The sequence below is a fragment of the Vibrio jasicida CAIM 1864 = LMG 25398 genome, from assembly GCF_000400365.1.
Lineage (GTDB): Bacteria > Pseudomonadota > Gammaproteobacteria > Enterobacterales > Vibrionaceae > Vibrio > Vibrio jasicida.
The window spans coordinates 14,345-27,779 of sequence record NZ_BAOG01000027.1 but is presented as its reverse complement, the minus strand read 5'-3'; the positions used below and the strand labels follow the sequence as shown (position 1 = coordinate 27,779).

The window sequence follows — 13,435 nt, the reverse complement described above, 5'->3', positions numbered from 1 at the left end:
TTGATGGGGGTTTCTAGGTTGACGATAAATGGGGACCGCGCTTAGACCAGTGTTGCGATCGCTTTATCTAGCTTCGCTAAACCTTCTTCGATTTCTTGTTGTGTGATAACGAGTGATGGTGTGAAACGTACGACATTGGCACCCGCAACCAATACCATGAGACCTTGTTTACCCGCAGCAACCAGTACGTCACGCGCACGACCTTGCCACTCTTCGTTCAGTGCAGCACCAAGCAGTAGACCTTTACCGCGCACTTCAGAGAAGATGTTGTATTTCGCGTTGATCTTATCTAGACCCTCACGGAACATCGCTTCACGCTCTAGTACACCAGCCAGTACTTCTGGTTTAGTCACTTCATTAACGACCGCTTCGGCAACCGCACATGCTAGCGGGTTACCGCCGTAAGTCGAACCGTGCGTACCGACTTTCATGTGTTCAGACAGTTTCTCTGTCGTCAGCATGGCACCGATAGGGAAACCACCGCCTAATGATTTCGCAGTGCTTAGGATGTCTGGCGTAATGCCTAGACCTTGGTATGCGTAGAAGTGACCAGTACGACCGTTACCTGTTTGAACTTCATCGAAGATCAGTAGTGCGTTGTGCTTGTCACACAGCTCGCGAACCGCTTGAGCGAATTCAGGTGTTGGTGGAATGATGCCGCCCTCACCTTGTAGAGGCTCCATCATCACCGCACAAGTGCGATCAGACATATGTGCTTGCAGCGCTTCGATATCATTGTAAGGGAGGTGCGTTACGTCGCCTGGTTTAGGACCGAAACCGTCAGAGTAAGCCGCTTGGCCGCCTACCGTTACGGTGAAGAAAGTACGACCGTGGAAACCTTGTTTGAATGCGATGATTTCAGATTTCTCAGTGCCATGAACGTCTGCTGCATAACGGCGCGCCAGCTTCAGTGCTGCTTCGTTCGCTTCTGCGCCAGAGTTAGCAAAGAACACGCGCTCGGCAAAGCTCACTTCTGTTAGCTTCTTCGCCAGTCGAAGTGCAGGCTCGTTAGTCATAACATTACTTAGATGCCAAAGCTTGTTACCTTGCTCAGTCAATGCGTTCACCATAACTGGGTGACAATGACCAAGACAGCTCACCGCAATACCACCAGCAAAGTCGATGTATTCATTTCCGTTCTGATCCCAAATACGTGAACCTTCACCTTTTACAGGAATCATTTCCATCGGGTTATAGCAAGGTACCATTACCTCATCGAATAAACCGCGCTCTACTTTGTTTTCCGTTGTCATTGCACATTCCTTCTTGATACCGCATGCCTAGCAGATAAGCGAATTTAACCAGCACTCTTTGCCAGCAAATAATGTTTTGCATTTAAGCTAATACGGCATTGTATTTACATTTGATTAACCATTTCAATAGTGATTTATTCTTTTCGTATGCGAGCGTAACATCTCATACTCACTATCTATGATTATTTATGCACCAAGAAACGCAAATAGAGAAGCGATTTTTTATAAAAACCATGCATGACAAGGTTCAGAAAGAAATGAGAAAAATGAATAGTCCCTACCTAATTGGCAGAACGCATAGTTTTGCATTCCCCTTCTCAGGCACAAAATATGAAGAATTTGTTAAGAAAAGTGATCGCGATCAGATCGTTTTACGCGCAAGAAAGTTTGCGAGTAGTTCGTGGCCTTGTTCTGTCTTAATTGACTCTGGATGAAACTGTACTGCATCAATTGGCAGGGTTTTATGCTGATAACCCATGATTTCATCCATGGTTCCGTCAGGCAACTCAGTCCATGCAGTCAATTCAAACACCTTTGGTAACGTACCGTTTTTCACCACAAGAGAGTGGTAGCGGGTTACCGTGAGCGGGTTATTGAGGTTTTTAAACACACTGCGACCATTGTGACGAATTGGGGATGTCTTACCGTGCATCACTTGTCGAGCACGTACCACTTCCCCTCCAAACACCTGTGCAATAGCCTGATGACCAAGGCAAACGCCCAAGATAGGTAACTTACCAGCAAAGTGCTCAATGGCTTGTAGAGAGATACCTGCTTCGTTAGGGGTACATGGCCCAGGAGAGATCACCAAATGAGTTGGGTTGAGCGCCTCAATGCCTTGGATGTCGATTTCATCGTTACGCACCACCTTTACGTCTGCACCAAGTTCGCAGAAGTATTGGTAAAGGTTGTAGGTAAAAGAGTCGTAGTTATCGATGATCAACAACATAAAAGGTCGGTTGCTCCAATCCGTTTTGGCAATGCTTACGTGGTGATCGCCACGTTCGTGACAATCAAGGGCGGTATTTTGCTATACCAAGCAAGAAAGGCAAGTTTTTGCTGAATAAAAAGGCCAGCATAGGCTGGCCTTTGGTCTTTACAGCTATTTAGGAACTGTTTGTCAGGAAATGAATTCGCTTAGCGGCGACGGCGGAATAAGCCTAGACCTAACAGCGCAATTAGCGCGCCAAAGCCAAATGAGCCACCATCATCATCGTCTGATGGGTTCGTGCTCGACGGCTCTAACGTAACATCGCGAGAATCAGTGAACTTAACGGTGTTGCCCGTCGAATCTGTCACTTTCTCTTCTAGTACGTACTGGCCCTCTGTTGGAGCTTTGTCGAATTCCACACTGACACTGCGAGCATCAATGTCCGCTTGTGTCAAAGTTGCACTCGCTTCGTAGCCATCAGCATCAGAGGTTGACGACGCCGCTTGAGTTGCTTCCATTAGGCTTACCGTCACGATATCACCAACAACTGCGTTTGGTGGCAGACGAACTTCCACCGCTAGGTTTTCACCTGAGCTTGGTAGATCGATGTCTGTATCCGGGAAATCAATCGCGATGATCACTGGATCGTGGTCAGATGCCGAGAACGCATCTTTGTACTTAGGCATATCACCGGTGTACTTGCTGCTGTATTCGAACAAGTTACTTTCTAGTGAGTTAATGTGCCAATCTTCAATCGCCACCACTTTTTGTGCCAAGCTGTTGCTCGCCAACGCGTGGTCTAGGTTACCTAGCTCACCAGAGTAGGTGTATGAGAAGGTGTCTGCGCCGTGAAGTACCGTGTTCAGGTTATGGTAACCGTAACCTTTTTCAATTTTGGTCTTCTCTACTTGAAGCTCACCACCACCAATGGTTGTGTAAGCAGCAGTGTAAATGTCACGGCCGTATTTCTCTTTCGAGTAATCAGTCAATGTAAGCAGAGGATCTTCCATGCCATAGGCGTTTAGGTCACCCATTACTAGCACGTCACCTTCAATGCCTTTCAGAGCGTCACCCACAACGTTGGCTGCAGAAACACGGAAGTTGTTACAGTTGCCTTGCAGATCCGCCGGCTCAGAGTCTTCTACACCCGCAATCCATTCTTCAATACATTCAGAGCCTTTCGATTTGAAGTGGTTAACCACAACAGATAGATCTTTACCGGTCTCTTTCACTGTAAAGGTTTGTAGCAGGCTATGACGCTGGTATTTGTCGTAAGCCGGGTTGCCTTCTGCACCGTCATTACGCGTAATGGTGTTTTCTTCGATGTGCTGCTCTGGTGTCACAATCACTTTCGCAACTTCTTTTGGCGTCACTTCGTTTGCACGGTATAGGATCGCCACCATGATCGCATCACTACCAAAGTATTCGTCTTGGTATTTGTCTTGATCCGCGATTTCAACGTAAGTGTAATGATCTTCTGTGTCTTCGATTTCAGCATTCAATGCATCCACCAAGTTCTTCACCGCACTGCTGTCACCAAAGCCGTTGTTTTCGACTTCCATTAAGCCAATGATGTCAGCGTCCATCTTATTCATCGCCGCAACGATTTTCGCTTGTTGGATCAGGAACTCATCGAGGTTTTCTGCCCCACGGTTTTGTCCGGTTGGGTTTTCATGACCGCTGTCAGCCACAGAGTTGAAGTAGTTCAGTACGTTAAAGCTCGCGATACGCAAATCTGAATCCGCAATCGCTGGCGCATCTTTACGAGCCACGTCGAAGCCTTCACCTGAAGTCACGAAGTTGGTGTTATCGACTTCATTGGTCGCAATCAGGCGGTATTCGTTGTAGCTGTAAGCCACCACGCCTTGTAGACCTTCTACTCGCGAACCAAGACGAATGTGCTGTTCAGAAGAGCCATCTTGGTCTGCATCTTTCGCAAAGTCAGGGTAGTAAGGAATTTGGCCGTTTGGTGCTTTGCCATCAGATTCTAGGTATACGCGGTTCGCTGCGTTGTCTTTTGCTAGCTCAACAGCTGCATCACTCTCTGCTGCGTGCAATTGAGTCGGCTTAAACAATGGCGCTTCATGAGACAGCATCATATTGTTACGACGAGAGTCGTAGTCGTAAGAGAAGTTACGAGTCACAAACAACTCGCTTGCTGATTTCAGTTCAACTTGCATACCTTCATGACGCTCTAGCGCATCACGTAGTGTCTCACCTTCTTTGATAACAAGATCGGTAACTCGAGGAATATCCGATGTGCCCGTTTTCACATAACTGTTAGCATCAGAAGCTAGCTGAGTATTGCTGTAATACTCTTGAACTTTACCTTTCACACAAACAACATCGCCTGATTTTAGATTGGTATCCGCGGCATCGGTATGAATGAACAAGCCTTCTGAAGTCTTGTCGTTGTTGTCGCTTTCTAACGCTTGCAGGTAGAAACCTTTGGTTAGGCCAGTGGTAACAGCAGTCACGACACCAGTTACGAAATGATCTTCGTCAGTAATGTATGGATAACCATCAATAAATGGTGACGAATCGCCTTCACCTTGAATATCTTGAATGGTGGTGAAGTTAGGTTGCTGACCGTCTACTTCACAAGCGAATGGTGCTGGTGGCTCCGTCGCATTTAGCTCACCAAGACCGTCAATGTTGTCTTTCTCAAATGCCGTCCAATGAGATGCATCATAAGTAGCAGAAGGGGTTAGTGCATCACTGTTACGAACCAATGTGGTATCTTTACCAAAATCTACGTCACCCATCACACCGATGATGTCATGCACTTCGCCATCTTTAAGCAGTGCGATCGGGTCGTCACCGTTAAAGTTCGCAACGCTTTTATCTGTGATATCCGCGACAGCTTTGATGGCATCGCTCGCGTCACCATGAGCCAGTACATACACTTGGTTAGCTTGTAACGTCACTTGGCTAAGGTCGAGTGTGCTCCCCCAAGTACCGCCACCGTTTGATGATTTCGCTAGCTCGTAACCGGTTAGCGTTACCGCTGCATCGCCCGTGTTCGCGATTTCTACGGCTTTGTTGTATGAGCCACCTTCAACATATTGGGAAAGGATAATTTCTGCGTTAGCATTGGCACTAAGCGCGCTGGCAATCGTCAGTGCAAGTAAAGAGGGTTTGATTAACGTATCCATTGTCGTACCTGATATTTATTTAAATGCAAACTAAGCCCTGAGCAGAGCCCACCATTTGTGCCTACTATCAGGTTTATTTATGAAATAAATAAGAAACACCAGTAAAAGCCGTGAAATATATCACACGTGAATACGCAAAATTATGCCAGGGCTGCCCATTTAAACAGTTTTTGTAACAAATACAGCAACTAAGAATATAAATATCAATAATTAGACTTATTACTCGGTTTTATATCACTCAGCATGCTATGTGAATGGATGAGTATTTAATCTGAATTAATTCAATTCTAGCAATATAATTTAAATATTAAGCAATGCTAATTTAGAATGACGAACTTATTATTTCTTTCCTTTACTGCGCCATTAAAAATAACCTTTGAGATTATTTATGCGCGTTAAGTTCAAAGTTTTATAAACCAAGCATTACTCTCACCATGCAAATCTAGCAAAATCCATAAGTACTCGTTATAACGCTAATGAGAGACAGATAACAAGATCTCCAATAACGACGATTAGGATAAGAAAATGAAACAATTTCAGCAGATTGCGCTAGCCCTTTCGGCTTCAATGTTAATGGCGGGGTGTCAATTGACCTCGAGTGAGCCCATCGAACCAAGTACCTCTGAGCATCTGGTCGAAGTGGCTAAGCAAGAACTCAGTGAGTTCAAAATGTTTGAAGTAAGTGATAATGGCTTAATCACCTATACCGCCCGCTTACCTGGCCCTGGCTACTATTGGCTACCCGCAAGTATTAAGGAATCCAGCTACGAGATATCTTGTATCGAATTAAGTTACTTTGTTGATCGTGGCTTTGTCGTCAAGTCTGCTTTCCTAGGCCCAAGAGGACGCGTGGAGTATTACGATATGGAACGTTGCATGGAAGACACGCCATTTCAGTAACATAGGCATAAAAAAGCTCCACCGATGGTGGAGCTCTTAAATTCTGAATGTTCTTTAGCAACTATGGGCGAGCAACAAAACCTACTGCTTCGTACGCTTTCTTCAACGTTTCAGCCGCACGTGCCGATGCTTTCTCAGCGCCTTGCTTCATCACTTCGTTCATGTAAGCGCGGTCAGCACGAATTCGGTGGTATTCAGCTTGAATTGGCTCAAGCATAGTCACCAACGCTTCACCAACGTCTTTCTTGAATGGACCGTACATTTCAACGCCTTGGTATTTCGCTTCAATCTCTTCAAAGCTCATGCCTGTTGCCGCAGAGTACAGACCCATTAGGTTAGAGATACCTGCCTTGTTGTCCCAATCGTGAGCGATACGCGGTGGTGTTTCTGTGTCGGTTTGCGCTTTGTTGATCTTCTTAATGATCGACTTAGGCTCTTCCAACAGCGTGATAACGTTCTTACGGTTATCATCAGATTTTGACATCTTCTTCGTTGCGTCTTGAAGACTCATTACACGCGCGTTTACCGTCGGAATGTAAGGCTCTGGAACTTGGAAGATTGGCTGCTCTGGTGAGTAGATGTTGTTAAAGCGGTTAGCAATATCACGCGCTAGCTCTAGGTGTTGCTTCTGGTCGCTACCTACAGGCACTTGATGCGCACCGTACAGCAGGATGTCTGCCGCCATCAGTACTGGGTAGTCAAACAGACCCACGTTTACATCACCAAACTGGCTTGAGCTGTCGTTTGAGTAACGTGCAGATTTGTCTTTAAACTGCGTCATACGACCCAGTTCACCCATTTGAGTGTAACAGTTAAGAAGCCAACCAAGTTGAGCATGCTCTGGTACGTGTGACTGAACAAATAGCGTGCTCTTCTTCGGGTCAACACCAACTGCCAGACAGATCGCCAGTGCATCTAGAGTCGCTTCATGCAGCGCTTTAGGGTCCTGACGAACCGTAATCGCATGAAGGTCTACCACACAGTATTGGCAATCATAATCGTCTTGCATCTGCTGCCATTGACGTAGAGCACCCAAGTAGTTACCGATACTTAGTTCACCTGAAGGTTGAACACCACTCAATACAATGGGTTTGCTCATTAGAATGATTCCTTTGACTTCTTAATCTAAATAAATGAAAAAAACCGTGCAACGATAGGTGCACGGTTTACTCAGTGTACTCATTAACGAGTATTTTGGAAGCTCTTTTGTAGCCGTTATGCAGAAACCGCTACTACATCCAATAATTCAGCCAAACTGTCAGCGACGAAATCTGGATTTGATGCAGAGATAGGCTCACCGTGGTTGTAGCCATAAGTCAGACCAAATGAGGCACAGCCTGCATTCTTTGCTGCGAGAATGTCGTTCTTCGAGTCGCCGACCATCAGCATTTCACTCGGTTGGATTTGGTGCTTTTCCATCAACCAGTTCAGTGCAATTGGGTTTGGTTTTTTCTCTGGAAACGCGTCGCCACCTAGCACATCAACAAAGTATTTTGCGATGTCGTGTTTTTCTAAAACATCAGGCACAAACTTCGAAGGCTTGTTGGTCACCAACGCCATAACAAAACCGGCTTTGTGCAACTCTTCCAGCGTCTCTTTTACCGTTGGGTAAAGGTGGCTTAACTTGTGACCACTTTGCTCGTAGTAGTCATCAAACAGCACACGCGCTTTTGCACGAAGCTCTTCGCTCAACTCTGGATTGATGGTCAGGCTTTGACTTAATGAGCGTCCAATCAGCACGTCTGCGCCGTTACCAACATAGTCACGAACTTGTTCTTCTGAAACAGAAGGAAAACCGAGTTCTTGAACAGCTTGATCGGCGGCAACCGCAAGATCGGGCACGCTATCAAGCAAAGTACCGTCTAGGTCAAAGGCAATGAATTTAATGTCTTGTTGAGTCATAACTTCCCTGAAAATTCTATTTATAAATCGGTGAAAACGACAAAGGATGGCACCCCATCCTTTGTTTTTATCATTATGTCTGACTTTGCAGTAACTATTTGTTTATTAAAACTTGTTTAGCAATTACTTTGCAGCAATACGCTGACGAACAGCTTCAAACAAACAAATGCCAGATGCCACAGATACGTTCAAACTTGAAACGCTACCTGCCATTGGGATCTTAATCAAATCGTCACAGGTTTCGCGAGTTAGACGACGCATACCGTCACCTTCTGCACCCATTACGATAGCAAGAGGGCCCGTCAGTTTTGCTTGGTAGATGTCGTGCGTTGCTTCGCCCGCCGTACCAACAAACCAGATACCTTGCTCTTGCAGTGTACGCATAGTACGAGCCAAGTTGGTCACTCGGATCAATGGCACGACTTCAGCTGCACCACAAGCCACTTTGCTTACGGTTGCGTTCATCGGAGCAGAACGATCTTTCGGTACGATGATCGCCGCTACGCCAGCTGCGTCTGCATTACGTAGGCAAGCACCTAGGTTATGCGGATCCGTCACGCCATCCAATACCAATAGTAGCGGTGATTCATGCTGCGTTAGGATGCCATCAATGTCATTTTCGTTAAGCTGTTTCGCAGCTTTAACGCGAGCAATGATGCCTTGGTGGTTAGCACCGTGCGCTTTGTCATCTAGCGTTTTACGAGTCATTTGTTGAATCGAAACACCACAAACCTGAAGGTCATTCAGGATTGGCATTAGACGATCGTCTTGGCGGCCTTTTAGGACGTATGCTTCGATAAAACGCTCTGGTTCGCGTTCTAATACCGCTTTCACTGCGTGAATGCCGTAAATAAATTCGTTACTCATTGTTTAACCTGTTGTTCTGGTCGTCTTGCCTTCGCCAATCTACCCCTTTAAATCCGGACTAGATTGGCGCTTCAGCCTACTCAGCGTCGCTCTTAGTACGCTTAGTCTTTCTCGGCTTACTGTGTGGCTTTTTCTTGCGTGCTTTCTTCGGCTTTTTCGTACCTTCAGCGTCACCGCGTTTCGCGCTACCTTTGCGAGCACTGCCTGCTTCCGCAGGTTCAGGGTGCTTGGTCGGTTCAATCATCGGCTTCGCGCGAGTACCGCCTTTGGTTGCCGCACGCTTTTTCTCTTTTGCTTTGCGTTTGGCATCTGCTGCGCGTTTCTTCGCAGTCTTACCTTTGCCGCGTAGCTTACGGCTTGTTTCGATTAATTCAAAGTCAATTTGCTTGTCATTTAAGTTAACCGCAAGCACTTTCACTTTCACCGCATCGCCTAGACGATAGATGTTACCGAAGCTTTCACCGATAAGTCTTTGACCAATCGGATCAAATTGGTAGTAGTCGTTCGCTAGCGTTGAAATGTGCACCAAACCATCGATGTGCAGCTCAGTCAGACGAACAAAGAAACCAAAGCTGGTCACGTTGGCAATAACACCATCCAGCTCGTCGCCAACATGGTCTTGCATGTATTCACACTTCAACCAATCAGCCACTTCACGAGTTGCATCGTCTGCACGGCGCTCTGTCATCGAACATTGCTCACCGTAGAAGTCCATGTCGTCAAACGAGTAGTGGTAACCACCCGTTGGGGTCCAACGATCTTGATTGCGACCTTCTTCTTTGGCAATCAGATATTTGATTGCGCGGTGCAGCAGCAGGTCTGGGTAACGACGAATTGGCGACGTGAAGTGCGCGTAACGCTTCAGCGCTAAACCAAAGTGGCCGGCATTGTCCGCGTTGTATACTGCTTGCTTCATTGAGCGCAACAGCATGGTTTGAATCAGCTCTTTGTCCTGACGCTCCGCAATCTGTTTTACCAAGTCTGCGTAGTCGGTTGGTGATGGTTCAAGACCGCCCTTCAAATCCAAGCCAAGCTCACTTAGGAAATCACGGAAACCCTGCAAGCGCAGTTCACCCGGAGATTCGTGAACACGGTACAATGCTGGCTCTTTTGCCTTCTCGACATAAGACGCTGAGGCGATGTTCGCTAGGATCATACATTCTTCGATGATCTTATGTGCATCGTTACGAATCACAGGCTCGATGGTTTCAATCTTGCGTTCGGCATTGAAAATGAACTTAGCTTCAACGGTCTCAAATTCAATCGCACCACGGTTGTCACGAGCGTCTTTTAGCACTTTGTACATACTGTGCAGTTCTTCTAGATGAGGCACTAGGTTGTGGTAGCGCATACGCAGCTCTTCATCACCTTCTAGAATCGCACCCACTTTACTGTACGTCAGACGTGCATGTGAGTTCATCACCGCTTCGTAGTGCTTGTACCCTGACAGCTTACCGGTGTCAGAGATGGTCATTTCACACACCATACACAGACGATCAACTTGTGGGTTAAGTGAACACAAACCGTTTGATAGCACCTCAGGTAGCATTGGCACAACTTGCGATGGGAAGTACACCGAGTTACCACGGTTGATGGCTTCTTTGTCCAGCGCAGAGTCTGTACGTACGTAGTAACTTACGTCAGCAATCGCTACCCATAAACGCCAACCACCGCTCTTTTTCTTCTCACAGTACACCGCATCATCAAAGTCACGAGCGTCTTCACCATCGATGGTCACCAACGGTAACTCACGTAAGTCAACTCGACCTACTTTTGCTTCTTCTGGGACTTCTTCGCCTAGATTTTCAATTTGTTTATCGACAGCCGCTGGCCAATCGTGAGGAATTTGGTGAGTACGAATCGCGATTTGCGTTTCCATACCCGGAGCCATGTTTTCACCCAGCACTTCAACCACTTTACCCATCATGCCACGCGAACGAGAACCACGGTCAGTGATCTCAATCACCACCACGTTACCCATGCGGGCACCTGCTTTGTGCTCATTTGGGATTAGAATATCTTGGCTGATACGCGAGTCATCAGGCACAACGTAAGAGTAACCGTACTCTAGGAAGAAACGACCAACGATCTGCGTGTTACGCTCTTCTAAAACACGGACTAAACGCCCTTCACGGCGGCCGCGCTTGCTGTTATCTGTCGGTTGAACCAAAACGAAATCACCATGAATGATGTGTTTCATTTGGTGATGAGGCAGCACAATGTCATTATCCTTGCCGACACTGCCTTCAGGACGCACCCAACCATGACCATCTTTATGGCCAATTACGTAACCTTTCACCATCTCGAGTTTTTCTGGTAGCGCGTAGCACTGACGACGCGTAAACACGAGCTGGCCATCACGCTCCATCGCGCGCAGTCGACGGCGTAAACCTTCGTATTGATCTTCACCTTTTAGCTTAAGCGCTTCAAACAAATCGTTGCGATTCATTGGGACGCCAGCTTGCTGCAGAAATTCAGTGATGAACTCTCGACTTGGAATTGGGTTTTCGTAATTTTTGGATTCACGATCTGCGAATGGATCGTTTGGAATATTGTCTGACATAGGCGTGCCTATCTAGCAAGGAAGGTATAGAGCTAGTATATCCGAGTCTCTTGATAAGCTACAGAATTGCTTTGAAAAAAGAATGATCTTGAAAGGATGAGAGAGACACACGTAAAACTAAGGACGTGTAAGCAGGATCAGCAGCTCTGAGTTGTCGCGAAGCAGTTCATCAATAGTGCAACCGTCTAATTCAGCTAAGAAAGCCAATTTCGCTTTTGCTAGCTTCTCTTTTAGACGACATGCTGGCGTAATGTGACAAAACTCGACATCACAATTTACCAAATCTAATGGCTCTAGATCGCGCACCACACCACCGACAGTAATTTCTTTTGCCGGCTTCATCAAACGAATGCCGCCGTTTTTACCACGCACCGTATGTACATAACCTAACTGACCCAGACGGTTGATCACCTTCACCATATGGTTACGTGATACACCAAATAAATCAGTTACTTCGGTAATATTTGTAAGCTCATCTTTGGGCAAAGAAGCCAAGTAAATCAGGGTTCTTAACGCGTAATCGGTAAAGCTAGTTAACTGCATGTTGCTATCCTCTCTAGAAGCAAAAGTGTAATTCTTTTCTTGATCGAAAGATACATTTGAGATACAACTTTAAACATGCATTACAAATACAACTTTAAATAGGAAGCCATTATGCTCAGCAACCAAACCATTGATATCGTGAAAGCAACCGCACCACTTCTTGCAGAAACTGGCCCGAAGTTGACTGCGCACTTTTATGACCGCATGTTCACCCATAATCCTGAGTTGAAAGACATTTTCAACATGAGTAACCAGCGTAATGGTGACCAACGTGAAGCTCTATTTAATGCTATCTGTGCTTATGCAAGCAATATCGACAACCTACCAGCCCTACTTGGTGCAGTAGAGAAAATCGCCCACAAACACACCAGTTTTATGATCACCAAAGATCAGTACCAAATCGTTGGTACGCACTTACTGGCTACCATTGATGAGCTGTTTTCTCCTGGTCAAGAAGTGATTGACGCATGGGCAGAAGCCTACGGCGTGCTAGCAAACGTGTTCATTCAACGTGAAGAACAAATCTACCAAGAAAATGCAGCACTTCAAGGTGGCTGGCGTGGTCTGCGTGAGTTTGAACTGGTTGGTAAACAACTTGAAAGCGAGAACATTTGTAGCTTCGTCTTCAAACCGGTCGATGGTGAAAAGGTTTCTGAGTACAAACCGGGCCAATATCTTGGTATCTACATCAACAGTGATAAGTTCGAAAACCAAGAGATTCGCCAGTATAGCCTATCTTCTGCGGTACAAGAAAACACTTACCGTATCTCGGTAAAACGTGAAGACGGCGGCAAGGTATCGAACTTCCTGCATGACGATCTCAACATCGGCGATAAAGTGCAGCTAGCCGCACCTGCGGGTGACTTCTTTATGGACGTAGAAGCAAGTACACCCGTTGTTTTGGTTTCCGCTGGTGTCGGTCTAACGCCAACACTTTCAATGCTTGAGAGCCTTGCTGAACACAAAGCACCTGTAACTTGGGTACACGCAGCAGAAAACGGCCAACAACACGCATTCAAACATCATGTGAATCAAATTGTTGGCGCAAAAGAGAATATGAACTCGCTGGTTTGGTACAACCAACCAACGGCAGAAGATAAGTTGGGTGAAGACTTCCATTTCACCGGCTTTGTAAACCTACACGAAATTGAAGCAGCAGTGAAACAAGACAACGTTCAAGTTTACTTCTGCGGCCCTGTTGGTTTTATGCAGCACGTAGCGAAACAACTGCTTGAACTTGGTGTTCCGCAAGAGCAATTCCACTATGAATGCTTCGGTCCACACAAAGTCGTTTAATCGCTCACGATTACGTTTCGGGAAA

10 protein-coding genes are annotated in these 13,435 nt (G+C 46.2%); 2 read left to right on the top strand and 8 right to left on the bottom strand.

From position 1 onward, the window contains the following. Window positions 1-41: 41 nt before the first annotated feature. The 3 genes from VJL_RS08780 to VJL_RS08770 all read right to left on the bottom strand — a co-directional run bounded on the left by VJL_RS08780 (window position 42) and on the right by VJL_RS08770 (window position 5,339). A complete protein-coding gene (locus tag VJL_RS08780) occupies window positions 42-1,253 on the bottom strand; it encodes an aspartate aminotransferase family protein (protein ID WP_038872001.1) in 1,212 nt (403 codons plus the stop codon). A 361-nt stretch (window positions 1,254-1,614) separates the two neighbouring features. Beyond that, window positions 1,615-2,202, bottom strand: a complete 588-nt coding sequence (locus tag VJL_RS08775) for an aminodeoxychorismate/anthranilate synthase component II (RefSeq protein ID WP_038872003.1) — start codon at window positions 2,200-2,202, stop codon at window positions 1,615-1,617. 188 nt (window positions 2,203-2,390) lie between these two features. After that, window positions 2,391-5,339: an ExeM/NucH family extracellular endonuclease gene (locus VJL_RS08770; protein WP_038877270.1), complete on the bottom strand. Its 2,949-nt coding sequence runs from the start codon at window positions 5,337-5,339 to the stop codon at window positions 2,391-2,393. Window positions 5,340-5,864: 525 nt separating this feature from the next. Between VJL_RS08770 and VJL_RS08765 the strand changes: the two genes are divergently transcribed. Continuing rightward, window positions 5,865-6,239 (top strand): hypothetical protein, encoded by a 375-nt coding sequence (locus VJL_RS08765; RefSeq protein ID WP_038877268.1) that lies wholly within the window; start codon window positions 5,865-5,867, stop codon window positions 6,237-6,239. A gap of 61 nt (window positions 6,240-6,300) precedes the next feature. On the opposite strand, the gene trpS is transcribed toward VJL_RS08765, so the two are convergent. The 5 genes from trpS to nsrR all read right to left on the bottom strand — a co-directional run bounded on the left by trpS (window position 6,301) and on the right by nsrR (window position 12,114). After that, the gene (gene trpS / locus VJL_RS08760; RefSeq protein WP_005432761.1) at window positions 6,301-7,338 is read right to left on the bottom strand and encodes a tryptophan--tRNA ligase; all 1,038 of its coding nucleotides are present in this window, start codon (window positions 7,336-7,338) and stop codon (window positions 6,301-6,303) included. 116 nt (window positions 7,339-7,454) lie between these two features. Beyond that, window positions 7,455-8,141, bottom strand: a complete 687-nt coding sequence (locus VJL_RS08755; protein WP_038872010.1) for a phosphoglycolate phosphatase — start codon at window positions 8,139-8,141, stop codon at window positions 7,455-7,457. Between the two features lie 123 nt (window positions 8,142-8,264). Next, window positions 8,265-9,008 carry a 23S rRNA (guanosine(2251)-2'-O)-methyltransferase RlmB gene (rlmB, locus tag VJL_RS08750; protein ID WP_038877265.1) on the bottom strand — a complete coding sequence of 248 codons (744 nt, stop codon included), beginning with the start codon at window positions 9,006-9,008 and terminating at the stop codon, window positions 8,265-8,267. Window positions 9,009-9,084: 76 nt separating this feature from the next. Continuing rightward, window positions 9,085-11,571 carry a ribonuclease R gene (gene rnr, locus VJL_RS08745; protein ID WP_038872013.1) on the bottom strand — a complete coding sequence of 829 codons (2,487 nt, stop codon included), beginning with the start codon at window positions 11,569-11,571 and terminating at the stop codon, window positions 9,085-9,087. A 117-nt stretch (window positions 11,572-11,688) separates the two neighbouring features. Then, on the bottom strand, window positions 11,689-12,114 hold the full coding sequence (nsrR, locus tag VJL_RS08740; protein ID WP_038872016.1) for a nitric oxide-sensing transcriptional repressor NsrR: 426 nt from the start codon (window positions 12,112-12,114) through the stop codon (window positions 11,689-11,691). A 111-nt stretch (window positions 12,115-12,225) separates the two neighbouring features. On the opposite strand from nsrR, the gene hmpA reads away from it, so the two are divergent. Then, window positions 12,226-13,410: an NO-inducible flavohemoprotein gene (hmpA, locus tag VJL_RS08735; RefSeq protein ID WP_038877263.1), complete on the top strand. Its 1,185-nt coding sequence runs from the start codon at window positions 12,226-12,228 to the stop codon at window positions 13,408-13,410. The last annotated feature ends 25 nt before the right edge of the window (window positions 13,411-13,435 follow it).